The 19220-nt window shown below is 47.4% G+C and carries 18 protein-coding genes; all 18 read right to left on the reverse strand.

The window, feature by feature from the left end; all coding sequences use genetic code 11:
- Positions 1 to 6: 6 nt before the first annotated feature.
- Positions 7 to 474 (reverse strand): cell division protein SepF, encoded by a 468-nt coding sequence (locus J2Z28_RS00435; RefSeq protein ID WP_211080775.1) that lies wholly within the window; start codon positions 472 to 474, stop codon positions 7 to 9.
- On the reverse strand, positions 465 to 1166 hold the full coding sequence (locus J2Z28_RS00440; RefSeq protein WP_211080776.1) for a YggS family pyridoxal phosphate-dependent enzyme: 702 nt from the start codon (positions 1164 to 1166) through the stop codon (positions 465 to 467). The genes J2Z28_RS00435 and J2Z28_RS00440 overlap by 10 nt, the downstream gene beginning before the upstream one ends.
- A gap of 6 nt (positions 1167 to 1172) precedes the next feature.
- Complete coding sequence (pgeF, locus tag J2Z28_RS00445; protein ID WP_211080777.1) at positions 1173 to 2072, reverse strand: peptidoglycan editing factor PgeF; 900 nt, start codon at positions 2070 to 2072, stop codon at positions 1173 to 1175.
- 51 nt (positions 2073 to 2123) lie between these two features.
- Positions 2124 to 2516 (reverse strand): YlmC/YmxH family sporulation protein, encoded by a 393-nt coding sequence (locus J2Z28_RS00450; RefSeq protein WP_017687310.1) that lies wholly within the window; start codon positions 2514 to 2516, stop codon positions 2124 to 2126.
- A gap of 174 nt (positions 2517 to 2690) precedes the next feature.
- A complete protein-coding gene (gene sigG, locus J2Z28_RS00455; protein ID WP_017687309.1) occupies positions 2691 to 3473 on the reverse strand; it encodes an RNA polymerase sporulation sigma factor SigG in 783 nt (260 codons plus the stop codon).
- 111 nt (positions 3474 to 3584) lie between these two features.
- Entirely contained in the window at positions 3585 to 4307 is a 723-nt protein-coding gene (gene sigE, locus J2Z28_RS00460) for an RNA polymerase sporulation sigma factor SigE (RefSeq protein ID WP_017687308.1), read from the reverse strand.
- 11 nt (positions 4308 to 4318) lie between these two features.
- On the reverse strand, positions 4319 to 5299 hold the full coding sequence (gene spoIIGA, locus J2Z28_RS00465) for a sigma-E processing peptidase SpoIIGA (protein ID WP_091014080.1): 981 nt from the start codon (positions 5297 to 5299) through the stop codon (positions 4319 to 4321).
- Between the two features lie 261 nt (positions 5300 to 5560).
- Positions 5561 to 6676, reverse strand: a complete 1116-nt coding sequence (gene ftsZ / locus J2Z28_RS00470) for a cell division protein FtsZ (RefSeq protein ID WP_017687306.1) — start codon at positions 6674 to 6676, stop codon at positions 5561 to 5563.
- Between the two features lie 151 nt (positions 6677 to 6827).
- Complete coding sequence (ftsA, locus tag J2Z28_RS00475) at positions 6828 to 8111, reverse strand: cell division protein FtsA (RefSeq protein ID WP_076211532.1); 1284 nt, start codon at positions 8109 to 8111, stop codon at positions 6828 to 6830.
- Between the two features lie 293 nt (positions 8112 to 8404).
- On the reverse strand, positions 8405 to 9172 hold the full coding sequence (locus J2Z28_RS00480; RefSeq protein ID WP_211080778.1) for a cell division protein FtsQ/DivIB: 768 nt from the start codon (positions 9170 to 9172) through the stop codon (positions 8405 to 8407).
- 58 nt (positions 9173 to 9230) lie between these two features.
- Positions 9231 to 10514 (reverse strand): UDP-N-acetylglucosamine 1-carboxyvinyltransferase, encoded by a 1284-nt coding sequence (gene murA / locus J2Z28_RS00485; protein WP_211080779.1) that lies wholly within the window; start codon positions 10512 to 10514, stop codon positions 9231 to 9233.
- Positions 10515 to 10531: 17 nt separating this feature from the next.
- The gene (murB, locus tag J2Z28_RS00490; protein ID WP_211080780.1) at positions 10532 to 11437 is read right to left on the reverse strand and encodes a UDP-N-acetylmuramate dehydrogenase; all 906 of its coding nucleotides are present in this window, start codon (positions 11435 to 11437) and stop codon (positions 10532 to 10534) included.
- 149 nt (positions 11438 to 11586) lie between these two features.
- Positions 11587 to 12696, reverse strand: coding sequence for an undecaprenyldiphospho-muramoylpentapeptide beta-N-acetylglucosaminyltransferase (murG, locus tag J2Z28_RS00495; RefSeq protein ID WP_211080781.1), 1110 nt, complete (start codon positions 12694 to 12696; stop codon positions 11587 to 11589).
- A gap of 7 nt (positions 12697 to 12703) precedes the next feature.
- Complete coding sequence (gene spoVE, locus J2Z28_RS00500) at positions 12704 to 13801, reverse strand: stage V sporulation protein E (protein WP_062835457.1); 1098 nt, start codon at positions 13799 to 13801, stop codon at positions 12704 to 12706.
- Between the two features lie 48 nt (positions 13802 to 13849).
- Positions 13850 to 15271: a UDP-N-acetylmuramoyl-L-alanine--D-glutamate ligase gene (gene murD / locus J2Z28_RS00505; RefSeq protein ID WP_211080782.1), complete on the reverse strand. Its 1422-nt coding sequence runs from the start codon at positions 15269 to 15271 to the stop codon at positions 13850 to 13852.
- A 3-nt stretch (positions 15272 to 15274) separates the two neighbouring features.
- Positions 15275 to 16243, reverse strand: a complete 969-nt coding sequence (gene mraY / locus J2Z28_RS00510; RefSeq protein ID WP_047843751.1) for a phospho-N-acetylmuramoyl-pentapeptide-transferase — start codon at positions 16241 to 16243, stop codon at positions 15275 to 15277.
- A 12-nt stretch (positions 16244 to 16255) separates the two neighbouring features.
- A complete protein-coding gene (locus J2Z28_RS00515) occupies positions 16256 to 17668 on the reverse strand; it encodes a UDP-N-acetylmuramoyl-tripeptide--D-alanyl-D-alanine ligase (protein ID WP_342357459.1) in 1413 nt (470 codons plus the stop codon).
- Complete coding sequence (locus tag J2Z28_RS00520; RefSeq protein ID WP_342357449.1) at positions 17668 to 19155, reverse strand: UDP-N-acetylmuramoyl-L-alanyl-D-glutamate--2,6-diaminopimelate ligase; 1488 nt, start codon at positions 19153 to 19155, stop codon at positions 17668 to 17670. The genes J2Z28_RS00515 and J2Z28_RS00520 overlap by 1 nt, the downstream gene beginning before the upstream one ends.
- Positions 19156 to 19220 lie beyond the last annotated feature (65 nt).

Consider the following 19220-nt stretch of genomic DNA (forward strand, 5'->3'; position numbering starts at 1 on the left):
AGTGGCTCACCTCATTCTGTTATAATCTTGCTCGCTGTCAGCCAGTATTTCCGTAATTGATCCCTGAATTTCAACCGTATCTGGCGTACAGAGAAAAATGTTTCCGCCGATTTTGGAAATACCGCCACCCAATGCATATACCGTGCCACTCAAAAAATCAATAACGCGCAGCGCTTGGTCCTGGCGAATTCGTTGCAAGTTCACCACAACGGTACGATGCGAACGCAGATGGTCGGCAATTTCCTGAGCCTCGTCATAAGAACGCGGTTCATACAGGACAACTTTAACATTTTTCTGGGAATGAATGCTCACCACATTATTCCCCCTTTGGTTTCTACGTTTATCGAGACTGGAGGTTTCAGCTTCCTGATGTTCAGCATCATTTTCCTCCTGCGCAGCCATTCGCTCACGTTCCACAATCTCTTCCTCTTCCTGAAGTCCGAGGAAATTCATAAATTTATTCATTACGCCCATCGTGAACCCCCCTCTTTTCCTACGAGAATCGATCCTAGCCGTACCCAGGTTGCCCCTTCTTCAATGGCCACTTCAAAATCATTGGACATTCCCATCGACAGCTCAGTTAATGGCTCTGCTGTAAGGGCTTGTCCATTCAGTTGATCTCTCAGCTCACGCAATCCACGAAATACGGGACGCGTCAGCTCCGGATCTTCCTCATGAGGTGCCATGGTCATCAGGCCAACGACCTTGAGATTGTTGAACGAACGAATATCACGCAAAAAAGAACTTGCCTGTTCAGGCTGTAAGCCATACTTGCTCTCTTCACCTGAAATATTCACCTGCAAAAACGTTTCCACTTGGATGCCAAGTGAAGCTGCTTTTTTATCCAACTCCTTCGCCAATGACAAACGATCCAGTGAATGGATATAACGAAACTTGCCAATCACGTCTTTCACCTTGTTTGTCTGCAAATGACCGATAAAGTGCCAGGTACCCTGCTGACCAAAAGCTTCCCATTTGGCCTGTGCATCCTGCCACCGGTTTTCTCCAATATGCTCAAGACCATGATCCAGCACCGATCCCGTTGTTTCAAGTGAGACATATTTCGTGACCGCAATCACATTCACATCATCACGATGACGGTTACTGCGCCGACATGCATCCTCGATCTTCTGATTTACCTGTTGTATACGCTCCTCCAATGACACAGAGGGTCACCTCTCTTCCAGCCCAATCCAGCTCGCCATCCGCCCTGTAACACTACTTTCCTTCCGATAGGAGAAAAATAGTTCGGGATGACAACTTGTACACCATGTTGTACATTCGATATGATCCGGCATTATTCCTGCTTTCATCATAATGTGTCGATTACATTCTTTCAAGTTTAACATCGTTTTACCGTTATTCACGGCTCGATATGCTTGTTTAGAAGCAGAATCCTTGTATTCATCATTAACCGGGAAATCATCAAACCAAACCCGTACATGCTGCATGACCGCCTCATCCACTTCATAACAGCAATCCCCAATCGACGGACCGATTGCAGCTCGAATGTCCTGCCTACGGCTGCCATACTCCCGTTCCATCGTCTCCACCATGGATACAGCGATACCCGCGACTGTACCTTTCCAGCCGGCATGAGCAAGACCTACCGCCTGCTGCACAGGGTCATAGAAATAAAGCGGAACACAGTCTGCGTAGAAAGAAGTCAACAGCACACCAGGCACATTCGTGACCAATCCATCCGTATCCTGCAACGCAGATTGACGATCAAGTAATCCTCTGCTCCGATCTTCAGCGGTAATTACAGCTACATGTTTGCCATGCACCTGCTCTCCACAGGTCCATGCTTCTGCTGCAAAACCAAGCTTCTCGGTTACAAGCCTGCGGTTGTTAAGTACAACTTCAGGGTCATCCCCCACATGATAAGCACAATTGAGCGTAGCATACGGAACTTTTCCAACTCCACCATGCCTCGTCGTAAACCCGACTGACAACTGTTCAAATTGCTGTGTCCAGGGCTCAACATATAATAATAACGGATCAGGACCGAAATCTGAATTTGGGTTCTTGGTCCGTTCAAGTAATTCCTTATCCAATACAAAGGGTTCCATTATCTCACCTCACCACTTCCAGTGTACCAAATGAGCCACATTCTGTCTCATTTATATCGTTCGACGCTGATTACGTTCCGACCGTTCAATGCGTTCCACTCGCTCTGTGCGGTTATGCTGCTGTTCATCATACAGGCGCGCTTCGCGATCACGCTCGTCATACGTATTTTCCTTCACCTCATCCATCTTCACCAGTATCACATCTGAACCAATCTTCACAATGTTTCTCCAGGGAATCACCAGATCCGTTCCCCCGCCAAAAAGACCCATAAAACGGCTGTACCCTGGCACAACAATCGCTTCAATTCGTCCCTGCTTCAGATCCAGCTCCAAATCACTGATCTGACCGAGGCGTTTACCATCCGTAATGTTAATGACATCCTTTGTCTGAAAGTCCGATATTTTCATGCCTCGTGCCGCTACTTCGCTCGTATTTACTTTCATTCATTCCCGCCCCCTGTTATTCCTCTTCTGCCCGTTCTTCACGCTTCTATACAATATATGTTTCAGGGGCGAAAAATGTCCTGTTTTTCATCGAATGTGGAAACGGTCCAAAACAAAAAGACGACCAACGGTATACACTGCCCCGATTGATCGTCCTTCTGCCTTTACATCGTGTTATGACTTTACATGTTTTTGCATCTGCTGTATCGCTGATTTCTCCAGACGTGATACCTGAGCCTGGGAAATGCCAATTTCATCAGCCACTTCCATCTGGGTTTTCCCTTCGAAAAACCGCATCGACAGAATCATTTTTTCCCGCTGACCAAGACGATGCATCGCTTCACGAAGTGCAATTTCCTCGATCCATGACACATCTTTGTTTCTGTCATCGCTGATCTGATCCATAACATAGATCGGATCTCCACCATCATGATAAATCGGTTCGAAAAGCGAGACCGGGTCCTGAATGGCGTCCAATGCAAAAACAACATCTTCCTTCGGCACATTCAGTACTTCCGCAATTTCGAATATCGTCGGTTCCCGGGAATTTTTATTCGTCAGGCTGTCACGGACCTGAAGTGCTTTGTAAGCAATGTCCCTCAAGGAGCGAGATACCCGAATTGGGTTATTATCACGCAGGTATCGACGGATTTCACCGATAATCATCGGCACCGCGTAGGTTGAAAATTTGACATTCTGGGATAAATCAAAATTATCAATGGCTTTCATCAGGCCGATGCAACCAACCTGGAACAGATCATCGACAAACTCCCCCCGATTGTTAAAACGCTGAATGACACTGAGTACCAGACGCAGGTTGCCATTCACTAATTTCTCTCTTGCTGAGCGATCATGGTGTTGCTGAAGGGAATGAAACAATTCCCGCATTTCAGTGTTGGTGAGGACAGGCAATTTTGCGGTGTCCACGCCACAAATCTCGACTTTGTTTCGGGTCATCGTGATTTACCTCCCAAGGAGAAACATTAATGTACATTATCTCCGGGGCAGGCTTTTTTATTCGTACTTGGCACCCTTGCCAGTAATACCCATTCTGACCAACGATGTATTTCAGACCATTTTATTGAACTCCTTGCGGAGTCTTTTAATGATTCTTTTTTCGAGTCGAGAGATGTAGGATTGGGAGATTCCAAGTAGATCGGCTACATCTTTTTGTGTCTTTTCTTCCCCATCCGTCAAGCCAAAACGAAGCTCCATAATCATTCGCTCGCGCTCCGTTAATTTTTCCAGTGCCTTGTGCAAAAGTTTCCGGTCTACCTGCTCTTCAATATTCCGATAGATTGTATCGTTTTCAGTACCCAGTACATCGGATAATAATAGTTCATTTCCATCCCAATCAATGTTGAGCGGTTCATCAAAAGAAACTTCAGTTCGGATCTTACTATTACGTCTCAGGTACATTAAAATTTCATTTTCGATACAACGTGAAGCATAGGTTGCCAGTTTGATTTTCTTTTCCGGGTCAAATGTATTAACTGCCTTGATCAATCCGATCGCTCCAATGGAGACCAAATCCTCAATATTGATTCCTGTGTTTTCAAATTTGCGTGCAATGTACACCACCAGACGCAGGTTGCGCTCAATGAGCATTGCGCGAATGGCCGAGTCTCCCGAAGATAATTTTTGCAGCAAAAATTCTTCTTCTTCCCTTGTCAAAGGCGGCGGAAGTGCCTCACTTCCCCCAATGTAATAAATCTCTTCACTCTTGAGTCCCAATAAAAATAACAGACGGTAATATTGCAGCTGCGCCACCAGTTTCCATTTCACAAGCATGTACGTTCCTCCTATACCACATTCAGCGGCTTTTCTGTTGCTCCCGCAGAGAGAGCCGTAGACTGCGCAGAAGCAGCGTCTTGCACAAGTTCAGGATGAATCACGGCCTGGTATTTCCCATCCGACGACAAAACACCTCCATCCAGCCCAATGAGTACTCTTGTCGTCTCATAACATGTTTCCTCCATCGTCACCTTCACCCGGTCCGGCTTCATTGCCAGCATAAACGCAGTCCCTTTGTTAATGCCCCGATAAGGCACCAGCCGCAGTCGATCCTGCCACTGAAAACTTTCCTGATCCAGCTCCAGAATAAGGTTGTCCGGCGCCTCGTCCTTGAGTCTACCCTTCCATGAAGCGGGTAACATGTCTTGCCATAACGAAACCTCCATCACCATGACCGGCATGCGCGATAAGGGATCTGTAAGTTGATTGCCCGTATCCAGAAGGCCTGTACAAGAAATGACTACCTCATCGATGCAGACCTCAACTTTACCCAAATAGGTCGTCATGCGATCCGTTTTCCGTTTGGAGCTCTGCACAGCTTTGAATAAAAACAGGACAGCAAAAAATACGATAAACGTGAACCAGAAAGCAATTTTCAGATCAAATGACATACCGCCAGAAGCCGTGAACCAAATGCCGTTAAACAACTCACCGGAGCTCTGAAGCATGTAATGCACACCCAGAATACCTCCGGCAGCGACAAAATTAATCACATAGAAGGTACCGAGCGTCCTCGCAAAAGCCTGCAGACCTTTAAAACCAAAAGCAATCGTAAGCATGACCAGCGAGAACCCGAACTTGATCAGAAAGGTGAACATAAAATCAAACTCCGGTACAAACATCATGACCACGTATAATGCACCCACAATGGCTGACAGCAACCATCGCCACCAAACCAGCTTTGTCTTGCGCATCCAGGCGGTCATTCCGATGAGTGCACCGTCAATACACAGGTTTGTCAAAAAAATCAGATCCACATAAACAACCAAAGTCTTCACCTGCCTGCGCGCAACATATCGAAATACCGGTACCCGATATCCTGATATTCATGAGCATATTCACAAGTATACGGAGCCCCCTGTTCAAAGTCTGTCTAATCATGGGGGTGTGGTTCCAACTTTTTTTGTCGGAATTGCTCAGGCCCTTTGTTCAGAATTTGTTCATTACTGTATGCTATGATATCTAAATAAACAGAAAAAACCCGGTCGCTCCATAAGGAGTACCGGGTTTCCAATAAATTGATTTGCGTATTAATCGTTGTTATTATTGCGTGAACGATTGCGTAAAAATGTCGGAATGTCCAGCTGATCATTGCTCGGCTGATTTCCGAAAGGACGCAGGTTCGGCGAACGCGTATCTGTCGTCTCCGCTGTTGCTGGAGCTGGCTTACGTCCTGGTGGTGGTGGAGCAGGTTTATCTTCAAAACCAGTTGCGATAACTGTAACCTTAATCTCCTCTTTCAGGTCTTCGTCAATGATGGCACCAAAGATCATATTCACTTCCGGGTCGGAAGCAGAAGTTACGATCTCTGCCGCTTCGTTCACTTCATACAGGGACAGATTAACGCCACCCGTAATATTCATGATTACTCCGCGAGCACCTTCAATAGAAGTTTCCAGCAAAGGACTCATAATGGCTTTCCGTGCTGCTTCTGCGGCACGATTCTCACCGGTTGATTCACCAATCCCCATAAGGGCTGAACCACGTTCGTGCATAATCGTTTTGACGTCAGCAAAGTCAAGGTTGATTAGACCCGGTACAGCGATCAAATCAGAGATACCTTGTACAGCTTGACGAAGTACGTTATCCGCTTGACGGAATGCTTCAAGCATAGGAGTCTTTTTGTCTACGATTTCGAGCAAACGATCATTAGGAATCACGATCAGTGTGTCGACTTTTTCCTTGAGAGCTTCAATACCTTGCTCTGCATGGCTGGAACGCTTGCGTCCTTCAAATGTAAATGGACGAGTTACAACACCAACTGTAAGTGCACCACACTCTTTAGCGATTTCGGCAATAACCGGAGCCGCACCTGTACCTGTACCGCCGCCCATACCGGCTGTAACAAATACCATGTCTGCACCTTTCAACGTGTTCATGATCAGATCGCGGGACTCTTCCGCTGCTTTTTTACCTACATCCGGGTTGGCGCCAGCACCAAGACCACGAGTCAATTTATCACCGATTTGCAATTTATGCTCGGATTTCGCCAGGTGTAACGCCTGAGCATCCGTATTCACCGTAATAAATTCAACACCTTGTACACCATTTTCAATCATACGGTTGACTGCATTGCTTCCGCCGCCGCCTACACCGATGACTTTAATTTGAGCCAAGCTCTCCATCTCGAAATCAAATTCCAACATATTATTCCATCTCCCCCTCAATGTGCATGGATGGCCCGTCCAATTTTTGATTTGAACCGAATCAATTTCATATATCGACGAACGAAAGCGTTTATTTTAGTACCGGCGCATTCAGACGGCTTCAAGAAATGTATGAAATGGATCCAACCTGTTATATAAATTCACTGAACATATTCTTCAGCCGTTCGAACAGACCGGGTTTTTGCTCCGATTCCTGTGCCGCATTTGGCTTCGGACGGTTGGTCGGTTTCTTGTTGTTATTATTATTATTGTTATTTCCACCGCCGTTATTGATCGAGGGACGAATGCGCAAACTGCGAATTACACTGTGCAATATGCCGACTCCGCTTGTAAAACCAGGGTCACGCACACCAATATAATCCGGAACTGCAACTCGTACCGAAGCAGCAAGCTCATGCTGAGCGACCTGCAGAACCCCCGGCATAGAGACCGTACCTCCCGTTAGTATATAACCTCCAGGAAGCTCGTTGTAACCAAGACGCTTCACTTCTTGGGATATCATCTGGAATATTTCCTGAACCCTAGGTTCAATAATAGCCGCCAGATCCTCCTGTGAAAACTCCTTGTCTACATTACTGCCAATTCGGGTGACTTTAAACATCACATCCGCAGCAGCATCATCCAACCAGGCGCAGCCATATTTCAGTTTCACCTTCTCCGCCTGATCCGTTAACGTGCGTAAGCCATAGGCGATATCATTTGTTACGAATTCCCCACCTATAGGCAACGTTGATGTTGCAACAAGACTGTCTTCTTCAAAAATGGCGATGGTTGTTGCACCTGCTCCAATATCAACAAGCACTGAACCCATCGTTTTTTCATCTTTGGACAAAGCCAGTTGACCCGCTCCAAGCGACATGAGAACCAGATCGCTTACTTTCAGACCCGCTTTTTCCACGCAGCGCAAAAGATTATGTATCGCGGTTTTTGCACCCGTAATGATCGTTGCTTCAACTTCCAGACGAACACCAATCATACCACGGGGGTCCTGTATGCCCTCCAAGCCATCCACAACATATTGCTTGGCGACAACATCAATAATTTCCCGTTCCGGCGGAACTGCAATGACTTCGGCTGCTTTCAACACCCGTTCCATGTCTTCTTCTCCGATTTCACGATCCTCATTAGACACAGCCACGACGCCGTGACTGCTCATCAGTCCGATATGATTTCCCGAGATTCCAACATACACTTCGGATATTTGAATACCTACCATACGTTCTGCATGATCCACTGCGTTGCGAATCGACTGCACCGTCTGATCGATATCTACGATTACACCTTTGCGAATTCCCTCCGAGTCGGCAGATCCAACTCCTATAATATTAAAGGTTCCATTATTCATTTCCCCAATAATAGCGCGAATTTTGGATGTACCGATGTCCAAACTAACAATGATGTCATTGTTGCTCAAGTCTGTGGCACCTCCTGACTCCAATAGTAAATTACGTTCGAATTTAAACACTCTTAAAACATATTCAACACACTTCAGGCTTTCCCTCTTTTTTCTACAATGTTTTTGGGTGTCAAAATCTGGTTGCCAGACATAAAACATTGAAGAAAAAAGAAGGAGGCAACTCATGTGCCATAAGTTCAAGTGTATCATTTTTTCTTCATCTCAGAAAGAACAAGTTTCATTGCTCTGACGGGGTCAAACCCCGACCTGCCTAGGCTTTCATATTCAGTCCAGCCTCATCATGGCAAAGATCAGGGGCTTGCTCCTGGTTCAGCATCATCTTCCGGGTCATCCGGGATGAAAGGGACATAGGTATCTGCCTCAAGCATGGTGATTTTCCCAGGCCGTTCGGTCTCAATCACCTGATTCAGATACTCCACTTTATCCGATAAAAGAGAGACGGTTGTAATCACTTCAAACTGCGATTTGGTATACATCCGAATCTGATCCGGAAATGAAGGCGTTGGATTCGGAATAATTTCCGAAATATCCGTCGTCAATTCATTCGGAATTTTAGCCAGTGCCTGGCTCAGTTTGGCTTTGAGTGGATCATCATCCTTCCATTGGGTCAATATGGGCTTCTCCACAGCAACACCAATTGTTGCCGGAACCGTCAAGCTTGTCCCACTGGCTAATATCGCTTTTAGCGTACCGTCAGAACCAAGCTCATAAGCAACCGTGGCATATTCCTGAACCTTGATATGGATAATCCCCGGAAATTGCTTGTCCACGGTAACGGTGGAAATCGCCTTGATGGTCTTGAGACGCTCAATAACCTCGGCAGTACTTGTCCCAAAAAATTGTTCGCCTTCTTTCAGCCCGCTTTTCTCCAGCAGTTCTGAAGTTGCTGTATATACATTACCCGTAATTTCAATTGCCGAAATCCGACTCATGGAAGAACGAAAGAATAATACAGCCAGCAAAACAATAAATAATAATAAGAGAATAATTACAATTTTGCGGCTTGTGTTTCCTTTTGGCCGATTCTTCTTCAGAACCGGAATTTGACTTTTAGGCATAAGTAGCGCTCCACAAAGCCTCAGGTCCCCTCCTTTCAAGAAGGGGACGCCAAGGACGTTAATTGGCAAAATCCAACTGTTTCGAAACGGGCGACTGTCGCTCAACCGATGCTCCAAGACTTTGGAATAACTTCTCGATCTGATCGTAGCCCCGGTCAATATGATGCACTTGCTCCACAACCGTTTTGCCTTGAGCAGCCAGACCAGCAATGACCAGGGCTGCACCTGCACGAAGATCGGTTGCTTCTACTGTAGCCCCGTACAGACGGGGAACACCACGGATAAATGCTGCGTTTAGATCGACTGAAATATCAGCCCCCATCACATTCAGTTCATCCACATGTTTGAACCGGCCCTCGAATACCGTTTCCTTCATCACACTGAATCCGTCTGCCAAACTGAGCAGCACCATGATTTGCGATTGCAAATCTGTCGGAAACGAAGGATACGGAGAAGTCACAATACGGTCTACTGATTTGGGACGGCTCATACAGCTCACCGTCATTATATCATTGCAGACTGTGATTTGAACACCAGTGCGCTTCAATACATGTATAAGTGAAGTAAGATGAGCAGGATTGCAGTGTGTAAGCGTAACATTGCCTCGTGTCGCTGCTGCTGCAATCATCACGGTTCCGGCAACGATTCGATCCGGTATAATCTCATAGGAACAAGGTTTCAGTCTCTCAACGCCATTGATCGTGATTGTATCCGTTCCTGCACCAATAATGCTTGCACCCATAGCATTCAAAAAGTGTTGCAGGTCCTGGATTTCAGGTTCTCTTGCGGCGTTGCAGATGGTTGTCGTCCCTTTAGCCATAACGGCTGCCATCATGATATTCTCGGTCGCTCCCACACTCGGGAAATCCAAATGAATATCTGTACCCACCAGATTCTGCCCATGACAGATAATCTGTTGGTCCTGCTCTTCAATCAAAGCTCCGAGCGCTTCCAGGCCCCGGAGGTGAAGATCAATTTTGCGTTCTCCAATGGCACAGCCGCCTGGCTGATACACTGACACTTGCCCAAACTTAGCCAGCAATGGTCCCATCAAAAAAATGGAAGAGCGCATCTGCTTCATTAGATCTTCTGGCACATCATATGACCGGATAGACGAGGTATTAATCGTCACTGTTCCCTGTTCATGCCGACACGTGCATCCAAGCCGTTCCAGGATATACAGCATCACTTCAATGTCCAGCAAGTGTGGAACGTTATGCAGTGTAACTTCTCCATCTGCCAACAAACTTGCGGCCATAATCGGTAAAGCGGCATTTTTTGCTCCATGGATGCGTATGGATCCTGAGAGGGGTTTCCCGCCTTCAATCACCAATTTGTCCAATGTATCACCTCCGGGGTTTACCGCTCACCCACTACGAAGACTTCCGGTACCAGGTTAATACCGTTTTGAGATGATATAGTGCTCTGTATCTGCTGCATTAGGGTGATAACGTCCTCTGCTGTTGCTTGGCCTGTATTAACAATGAAATTGGCATGCATGGTGGATACCTGTGCGCCTCCCTGGGTCATTCCTTTCAGCCCTGCTGCTTCAATCAGGCGGGCTGCATGATCACCCGGTGGATTTCGGAATACACTACCTGCACATGCCATCTGCAGTGGCTGTGTGCGGCGCCGGCGATCTTTGTAAGCCGCCATGGCTTCCGAAATGACTTTGCGCTCTCCCTGCTGAAGTTCGAATGTAGCTTCCAGCACGATGCCTCTCCGGTCATGCAGAACAGAGTGGCGGTAGGCAAAATCCATGTCCTCCTTGCTGTAACGTATCAATTCCCCTGTCTCCAGTACAATCTCAGCGAATTTGAATATCCGTGACACATCCGATCCATGGGCACCTGCGTTCATATATACGGCTCCACCGACAGTGCCGGGGATACCGCTGCCGAATTCCAGACCGGTCCATTCCTTTTTGGCAGCAACCACACTGAGTTTAACAAAAGAATGCGCCGCTCCGGCGGTTACACCGCCTTCGTGAAATTCGGCATAATCAAAGCCCTCGCCTGGTTTCACCACAACACCACGTATTCCTTTGTCTGACACCAGCATGTTTGAGCCCCGTCCAAGTTGCATCCACGGAATCTGATACGTGTGAAGCAATTGAACGAGATTCATCATCTGCTCTTTATTCTCGGGAATGACCAGTGCATCCGCAGGACCGCCGATCTTCCATGTGGTGTATTTGGCTAGCGATTCGTTTTCAAGAACTCTGCCAACATTATTCTGGGATAGTAACGATATCCACTGATGCATGTTTGCTTCCTCCTTTGCTTCAAAACCGATGAGCACGGTATGTTCTGTTGTTACAGACCGTGTTCTGGCGCCATGGAACGATGGTCACGATTTATACGGTATCTTATGTCAGCCCCGTCTTGTGTGTGACAATCGCCCACAATCACACTTTATCGGCCTGCAGCAAGACGCTGAATTTCATGAACAAGCACTTCAGCTGCATCGGGTTTCCCCAGTTTCCGGGAGGCTTCAGCCATTCGTTTGCGTCCCGATTCATCATTCATAATCTTGGCGATGGCTTCATACAGGACTTTGCCTGTAAGATCCTTCTCCAGCATCGTGAGTGATGCGCCTCCACCCTCAAGCGTGCGTGCATTGGCTTCCTGATGATTATTAGTCACGTTAGGTGACGGAATCAGGATCGAAGGAATACCCAGTGACGTAATCTCCGCAAGGAATGATGCACCTGCGCGGTTTACAATCAAGGATGTGCAGGCAAGCACCTCAGGCATATTGTGCACGTAAGGCAGGACATGCAGGTGGTTTGGCATCGTACCCAATGAGCTGCGAATGGCTTCACGCGTTTCATCAAAATAGGTATCCCCTGTAACGTAAACTACATGGACATCATCCAGTTGTTCCAGCAATGGAGCCATGTCCACCATGGCCTGATTGATTGCTTTTGCCCCGCGACTGCCACCAACCACAAGAACAACACGGCTGTTCATCGGTACACCTAACGTGGCAAAACCACGATCACGGCTAGCCTGGGCTACCGTAGTCGCTCGCGGATTACCGGTGTAGATCACCTTTTTTGCGCCGGAAAATGATTTTTCAGAACCTTCAAAGCTAACGGCAACCGTGTCCACATAACGCATCAAAAATTTGTTCGTCAGACCAGGGATGGCGTTCTGTTCATGAATTATACTCGGAATTCCCAGTTTTGTTGCTGCATATACCACAGGTCCACACACATATCCACCTGTACCAATCACAACATCCGGTTTGAATTCCTTCAGCATTTTTTTGGACTTGCGCACACCTTGAATGAAACGCATGACCGTTTTCAGGTTGTCTATGGACAATTTCCGCCGAAAGCCCGTAATATCAATGGATTTAAAAGGAATATTTTCTTGGGGAACCAGTTTACTTTCCAGCCCTCTGGTTCCTCCGATGTATAGAAATGTCGAGTCCGGGTTCTCCGACTCGCATTGTCTTGCTATGGCAACGGCCGGATAGATATGTCCACCCGTACCGCCACCGCTTAGAACGACTCGCATCGCATAGTCACCTCGCATAACGGGATAAATTCACTAAAATGCCCAGTGCTGTGAGCATGAGGGTCAATGATGATCCGCCGTAACTGATCAGAGGCAATGTAATGCCCGTAACAGGCATCATGCCAATGACGACACCAATGTTAATAATGACTTGTACGGCGACCATACCTACGATACCAACACCAAGCAGACTGCCGAAGGCATCCGGAACGGTCATGGCTACACGCATCCCTCTCCACACCAGCACCAGAAACAACAATAATACAATCATTCCACCTATAAAGCCGAGTTCTTCGGCCAAAATACTAAAAATAAAGTCCGTTTGCGGTTCAGGTACATAACTGTACTTCTGCCGGCTCATACCCAGTCCCAATCCCGCCAGTCCACCCGGACCAATCGCGTATAAGGATTGAATGATCTGATATCCGGCACCCAGCGGATCGGACCACGGGTCCAAAAACGCTGTGATACGCTGCAACCGATAGGGTGCTGCTGCAATCAAAGCTGCAAACCCCGCTACGCCACCAAGAGCAAGCAAGCTCAGATGTTTCATTCGCGCTCCGGCTGTGAAAATAATAAGCATCGATGCTCCCATCATCACGGTGCCAGTCCCCAAATCAGGTTGCAGCATAATAATTCCAAAAGCCAAACCGATCAATCCCAGCGGTGGCAGAAGCCCCGTTGTGAAGGTTTTGATTTTGCCCGGTTCCTTACTCAGCCAGTGAGCGAGAAACAGAATCATGCCCAGCTTCATAAATTCTGAGGGCTGAATACCGAACGAACCAATGCCCAGCCAACTTCGTGCACCACCGCGAACCACACCGATTCCAGGAATGAGCACCGCAATGAGCATAATAAAACAGGCAATCAATATAGGCTTGGCATATTTCCTCCACACCCGGTAGTCTACATTAGCAGTTACGAACATGGCCACAAGCCCAAGGACCGCAAACAGGGCCTGTCTTTTTACAAAATAAAATGAATCGCCATAGTCATGAAAGGCAAGCACCGAGCCCGCACTATATACCATAATAATGCCGATGGCAAGCAATGCCAAAATACAAATCAGCAACCAAATATCTGGTGCCGGTCGCGTCTGTTTCATCAGGAGGCCACCCCTTGCATGGAAGTAGGGGCTTTTCCACCCCCCTACTTACAAGTTATGCGCCGCCTCTTTAAAAATGCGTCCCCGCTCTTCATAGGAAGCAAACATGTCCCAACTTGCACATGCCGGGGATAACAAAACGACATCACCGGCACTGGCAAGCTTCGATGCTTCCTGCACAGCAACGGTTAACGTCCGGGCAGCGTCCTCCTCATTATCGACGACCTTAATTTGCTTTAATCCAGCAAGTTCCGCGACCTTGGCAATTTTTGTCCGTGTCTCTCCAATTGCAACGACAGCTTTTACCCGTTCCTGGAACAAGGGTAACAACTCCATCATGTCTGACCCGCGATCCAACCCTCCAGCAATTAATACAACAGGCTCCTTGAACGAGTTCAGGGCCATAACCGTAGCTTTCGAATTGGTCGCTTTGGAGTTGTTGTAGTATGCAGAGCCATTATGCTCCAGAACATATTCAAGCCGGTGTTCAACTGCCTTGAAATCTGCAAGCGGAGCAGCCAGCACTGCTGGATCAGCTCCTGCAGCTACGGCAATGGCCACAGCGGCCATTGCATTTTCCACATTGAATTGTCCAGCGATGCCAATGTTCTCGATGTCGATAATGGTGTGGTGATTTCCCTTTTCATCCGCGTAGATAATCTGACGCTTCACATCATCCTCTTCTCCATCCACATAAGGAGGATCTGCATACACACCTACATCCAACTTCTCAATCATTGAGAAGGGAAGCAATCTGCCTTTGATGTAAGGAACCAGACCACGACATACCGCATCATCCCAATTCAGAATGGCCACGTCGTCAGGCTGCTGATTCGCGAACAGTTTCGCTTTGGAAGCCACATAATCATCCAGATCCCCATGATAGTCCAGATGCGTCTCTGCAACGTTAAGCAAGCTGGCAATCCGGGGACGGAAATCAACCGTTCCTTTGAGCTGGAAACTGCTAAGTTCAACAACCATCCAGTGATCTGGAGAAGCTTGCTCTGCCGCTTCACAGAGAGGTGTTCCGATATTACCGGCAACGATCGGGTTGAGGCCGGCATGTTCCAACATTTCCCCCACCCAAGTGGTTGTTGTTGTTTTGCCGTTCGAACCCGTAATCCCGATCATGGGTGCAGCACATAGATGATAAGCAACCTCTACTTCGGTCACCACTTCAATGCCCAATGCCAAAGCTTGCTGCACAGGAGCTGCATGGTATGGGATACCCGGGTTTTTGACAACCAGCTTCACACCACTGTGAATCAGATCATCCGGATGTCCTCCGCATACAACAGAAATTCCCAAAGCCTCCAATTCGGAAGCTTCGGGACATTGATCTCTCTCTTTTTTATCATTTACTGTAACCTTCGCTCCGGCGCGATCCAACACTTTGGCGACCTGTACGCCGCTTTTGGCCAATCCGAGCACAACTACTTGTTGTCCGCGATATGATTCAGGATGGTTCATGATCTACAACCCCTTGTTGAGATAAAGTCCAAGAGCGGCCAAAATTGCGCCTACCGCCCAAAAGGTAATAACAACCCGCCATTCTGACCAACCACTCAATTCAAAGTGATGGTGAATGGGGCTCATTTTGAACACACGCTTGCCACGAGTCTTGAATGATACCACTTGAATGATGACAGACAGGATCTCGATAACAAAAATACCGCCAATGATGACAAATAGAAGCTCTGTTTTGGTTACAATAGCTACCGCACCAATCGCACCGCCAATCCCCAGAGAACCGGTGTCTCCCATAAACACTTTGGCCGGATGTGCATTGTATACCAGAAAACCAAGCACGGCTCCGATCATCGCTGCTGCACACACTGCTGCCGGCATCGACGTAGCTTGCATCGCCACAATGGCAAACGCGCCAAAGGCAATCGCACTTACCCCTGACAGCAAACCATCCAGTCCGTCGGTAAAGTTAACCGCATTGGTAATGGCAAGCATCATGAATACAACAAACGGATAATAGAACCATCCGGTCCAGTCAAACGAGAATGACGTTCCCGGAATAGAGATGGCTGTGCTGTGTCCATTCTGAATCAGCAAGAAACACATCACTGCACTGAAGAACAATTGGCCCAGCATTTTTTGTCTGGCCGTCAGTCCCAGCGAACGTTTGAATACAATTTTGATGTAATCATCCAGGAAGCCAATTAGCCCGAATCCCAGCGTAGCCACAAGCAAGACATAAAAGTCTGTATTCTTGACTGCCGAAAATTTCAAAAAGGCCAATGTGAACGCAACTAAAATGACGACTCCACCCATTGTAGGTGTTCCGCTTTTTTTCAAATGGCTCTGAGGCCCATCTTCCCTAACTTGCTGTCCGAACTTCATCCGGCGTAACAGCGGAATCAGGAGCGGTGCGGCAATCACCGCCAGAATAAATGAAACGCCGATTGTTAACAGTAATACCTGAAAATCCATGGGTTCACCCCTCTAGTCTACTCGATTCTGTAATGGTGCTATTTGTAGTGCTTCGACCACGTCCTCCAGCTTCATGCCTCTTGAGGCTTTGAACAAAACAACGTCTCTGGGATGTAGTTTCTCCAGTAGATAACGGGTCATTTCTTCTTTATCTATAAAAGCATGCACAGCCTCTGTAGGCATATGCTTGCTTGCTCCTTCAGCAATCTTGGCTGATAGCGGACCATATACCAGCACCATGTCCATTTTGGCCGATGTGATATACTCTCCGATTCCGTAATGCAGATCCTGCTCTTGGGGACCGAGTTCAAGCATATCACCAAGCACAGCCACTTTCATTCGGTATCCTTTCAGACCTTCTAGTACATCGATTGCAGCCTTCATGGAGGTTGGACTTGCATTGTATGCATCATTCAGCAGGGTTAGACCACTAACGCCTTGAGTAACCTCAATACGCATGCCTGTCAGTTTCAAACGAGACAATCCCGCTGCAATCTGCTCCGTCGTCACTTTGAAATGACGGGCTACCGCTAAAGCAGCCAGACAGTTAACGACATTATGCGTTCCTAGCAGAGGTAGCGTAAATGCATGTTCTCCAGACTGTTTGGTGGTGAAAACTACCCCGTTCTGCGCATTCATAAGTCCGGTAGGATAGTCATCATTATCGGTTTGCAGACCAAATGTAAACCGCTGCAATCCATCGGGTTGTTTCGTTGTGGGCTCTTCAAGAACTTGTGCAATTAAAGGCTCGTCTCCGTTGTAGATCAGTAACCCGCCAGGCTTCAATCCCGCGGCAATCTCGGCTTTGGCTCTGGCTATCTCCAGTCTGGACCCCAGCTGAAGCAGATGTGATTCACCAATATTGGTAATGACCGCTACATCAGGCTGCGCAATAACCGACAGATCGTTAATTTCCCCGCGACCACTCATACCCATCTCCAAAATGATAATCTCGGTATCCGGGTCCATGCTTAGTACAGTCAGTGGTAAACCAATGTGATTGTTGAAGTTGCCCTGCGTCTTGTGCACTTTAAACGTCGTCGAGAGAATCGCATCCACGATGTCCTTCGTTGTCGTCTTGCCGTTACTCCCTGTAATGCCAACAACAGCAGCTTTATTCTCCGTTAGATAAGCAGATGCGAGTGCTTGCAATGCGACAAGTGTGTCGTTAACAATAATGACAGCTCCTTGTGGCGGAGTACCATGATCCTTTTGCCAGATCGCCCCTGCAGCACCCTTCTCTAGACAGGCTTGCACAAATTCGTGTCCGTCAAACCTTTCACCCACTAGCGGGATAAACAAACTGCCCTCCAGAGGTTTACGCGAATCGGTAAACACCCCTTCGACCATTACATTGCCATGAGCAGCAACGTCACTTAATGTTCCTCCACACATCTCGGCCAATTGTGCCAATGTTCTTTTTATCAATTGGATTTGCCCCTTATCGCTTCTTTGGCTATGATTCGGTCATCAAAATCGGTTTTGGTTTTGCCGATAATTTGATAGGTCTCGTGACCCTTGCCCGCAATCAATACTACATCGGCTGGGCTTGCCATTTCAATAGCTTCATGAATCGCCTGGCGCCGATCCACAATCATCGTATAACGTTCAGCAGGAACGGATTCTTCAATCAGGCCCTGTTCAATGTCTTTGAGAATCAGATCCGGATCTTCTGTCCGTGGATTATCGGAAGTAACCAGTACAAAATCACTATAATTCGCAGCAATTTTCCCCATGAGAGGGCGTTTCGTACGGTCCCTGTCACCACCACAGCCAAACACGCAGATTACACGCCCTTCGGCAAATTCTTTCACCGTCCGCAGCACATTCTCCAGTCCATCCGGTGTATGGGCATAATCGACAATAACAGCAAATGGCTGTCCTTCGTCCACTCCTTCAACACGTCCATCCACGCCCGGAACCGTCTCCAGACTGCGCTTGATCTCTTCCAGCGGAATACCTTCCACCAGTGCTGCAGAGATGGCTGCCATTGCATTGTATACATTGAATTTGCCTACCATGCGCAAGCGAATATCCGCGCTGCCTGCAAATGTATCCACGTGGAAAGAAGTTCCCTGAGACGTGATTGAGATTTGGGATGCGCGTACATCCGCCTTTTCACCCATGCCATATGTAATCACTTCAGCCGCAGTCACAGAGATGAAATAAGCCGCAGCCGGATCATCTGCATTGATAACAGCGAATTTACGCTGTGAAACATCTTCCGTATAACCGTTACCCAGACGTGCAAAGAACAATCCTTTGGCCCCGCGATATTCCTCCATGGAATGGTGGTAGTCCAAATGATCCTGCGTCAGGTTAGTGAATACCGCAGTACGGAAATTTGTTCCCTTTACTCGCCCTTGTTCCAATGCGTGAGAAGAAACTTCCATAACACAGCAGTCCGTACCTTTCTGAACCATATCATGCAGACTACGCTGCAGATCAAGCGCCTCTGGTGTTGTTCCTGACATCGGGTAGGTGCGACCGTCATACCGCATTTGAATAGTACCGATCAATCCCGTCTTGCGTCCAAAATCGCTCATGATTTTTTCAATCAAATAGGTGGTCGTTGTTTTTCCGTTCGTTCCCGTTACACCAATCATATTCATCTTCTGGCTTGGCGAGTCAAAAAAGAAATCTGCCAGAACAGCCATCGCAAATCGGCTGTCCTTCACCAGCAATTGTGGTACAGGCAGATCCAGCTGCCGTTCAACCACCAATGCAACTGCACCGGCATTGACAGCTTTTTCTGCATAATCATGACCATCTACCGTATGTCCCGGAAGACAGATAAACAGATCACCCGGTTTTACCTGCCGGGAATCTGTCTGAAGGTTTTGGCATTCTGTATTTGATTCGCCCACGAGGCGGGCGGTGGTCAGCATCGATGCGAATTGTTTTAAAAGCACATGAATAACCTCACTTTTCCAATTATACTTCTGTTTTAACATATGTCTGTATTTATTAATATCGT

This window comes from Paenibacillus xylanexedens (assembly GCF_017874615.1).
In the GTDB taxonomy this organism is placed as follows: domain Bacteria; phylum Bacillota; class Bacilli; order Paenibacillales; family Paenibacillaceae; genus Paenibacillus; species Paenibacillus xylanexedens.

What these genes read in the sequence shown, in the direction of transcription:
- spoVE (WP_062835457.1), bottom strand. Translation starts at nt 13,801, where the DNA reads ATGAAACAGACGCGACCGGCACCAGATATTTGGTTGCTGATTTGTATT.
- mraY (WP_047843751.1), bottom strand. Translation starts at nt 16,243, where the DNA reads ATGGATTTTCAGGTATTACTGTTAACAATCGGCGTTTCATTTATTCTG.
- murD (WP_211080782.1), bottom strand. Translation starts at nt 15,271, where the DNA reads ATGAACCATCCTGAATCATATCGCGGACAACAAGTAGTTGTGCTCGGA.
- J2Z28_RS00450 (WP_017687310.1), bottom strand. Translation starts at nt 2,516, where the DNA reads ATGAAAGTAAATACGAGCGAAGTAGCGGCACGAGGCATGAAAATATCG.
- J2Z28_RS00435 (WP_211080775.1), bottom strand. Translation starts at nt 474, where the DNA reads ATGGGCGTAATGAATAAATTTATGAATTTCCTCGGACTTCAGGAAGAG.
- J2Z28_RS00480 (WP_211080778.1), bottom strand. Translation starts at nt 9,172, where the DNA reads ATGCCTAAAAGTCAAATTCCGGTTCTGAAGAAGAATCGGCCAAAAGGA.
- ftsZ (WP_017687306.1), bottom strand. Translation starts at nt 6,676, where the DNA reads ATGTTGGAATTTGATTTCGAGATGGAGAGCTTGGCTCAAATTAAAGTC.
- sigE (WP_017687308.1), bottom strand. Translation starts at nt 4,307, where the DNA reads ATGCTTGTGAAATGGAAACTGGTGGCGCAGCTGCAATATTACCGTCTG.
- pgeF (WP_211080777.1), bottom strand. Translation starts at nt 2,072, where the DNA reads ATGGAACCCTTTGTATTGGATAAGGAATTACTTGAACGGACCAAGAAC.
- sigG (WP_017687309.1), bottom strand. Translation starts at nt 3,473, where the DNA reads ATGACCCGAAACAAAGTCGAGATTTGTGGCGTGGACACCGCAAAATTG.
- murB (WP_211080780.1), bottom strand. Translation starts at nt 11,437, where the DNA reads ATGCATCAGTGGATATCGTTACTATCCCAGAATAATGTTGGCAGAGTT.
- murG (WP_211080781.1), bottom strand. Translation starts at nt 12,696, where the DNA reads ATGCGAGTCGTTCTAAGCGGTGGCGGTACGGGTGGACATATCTATCCG.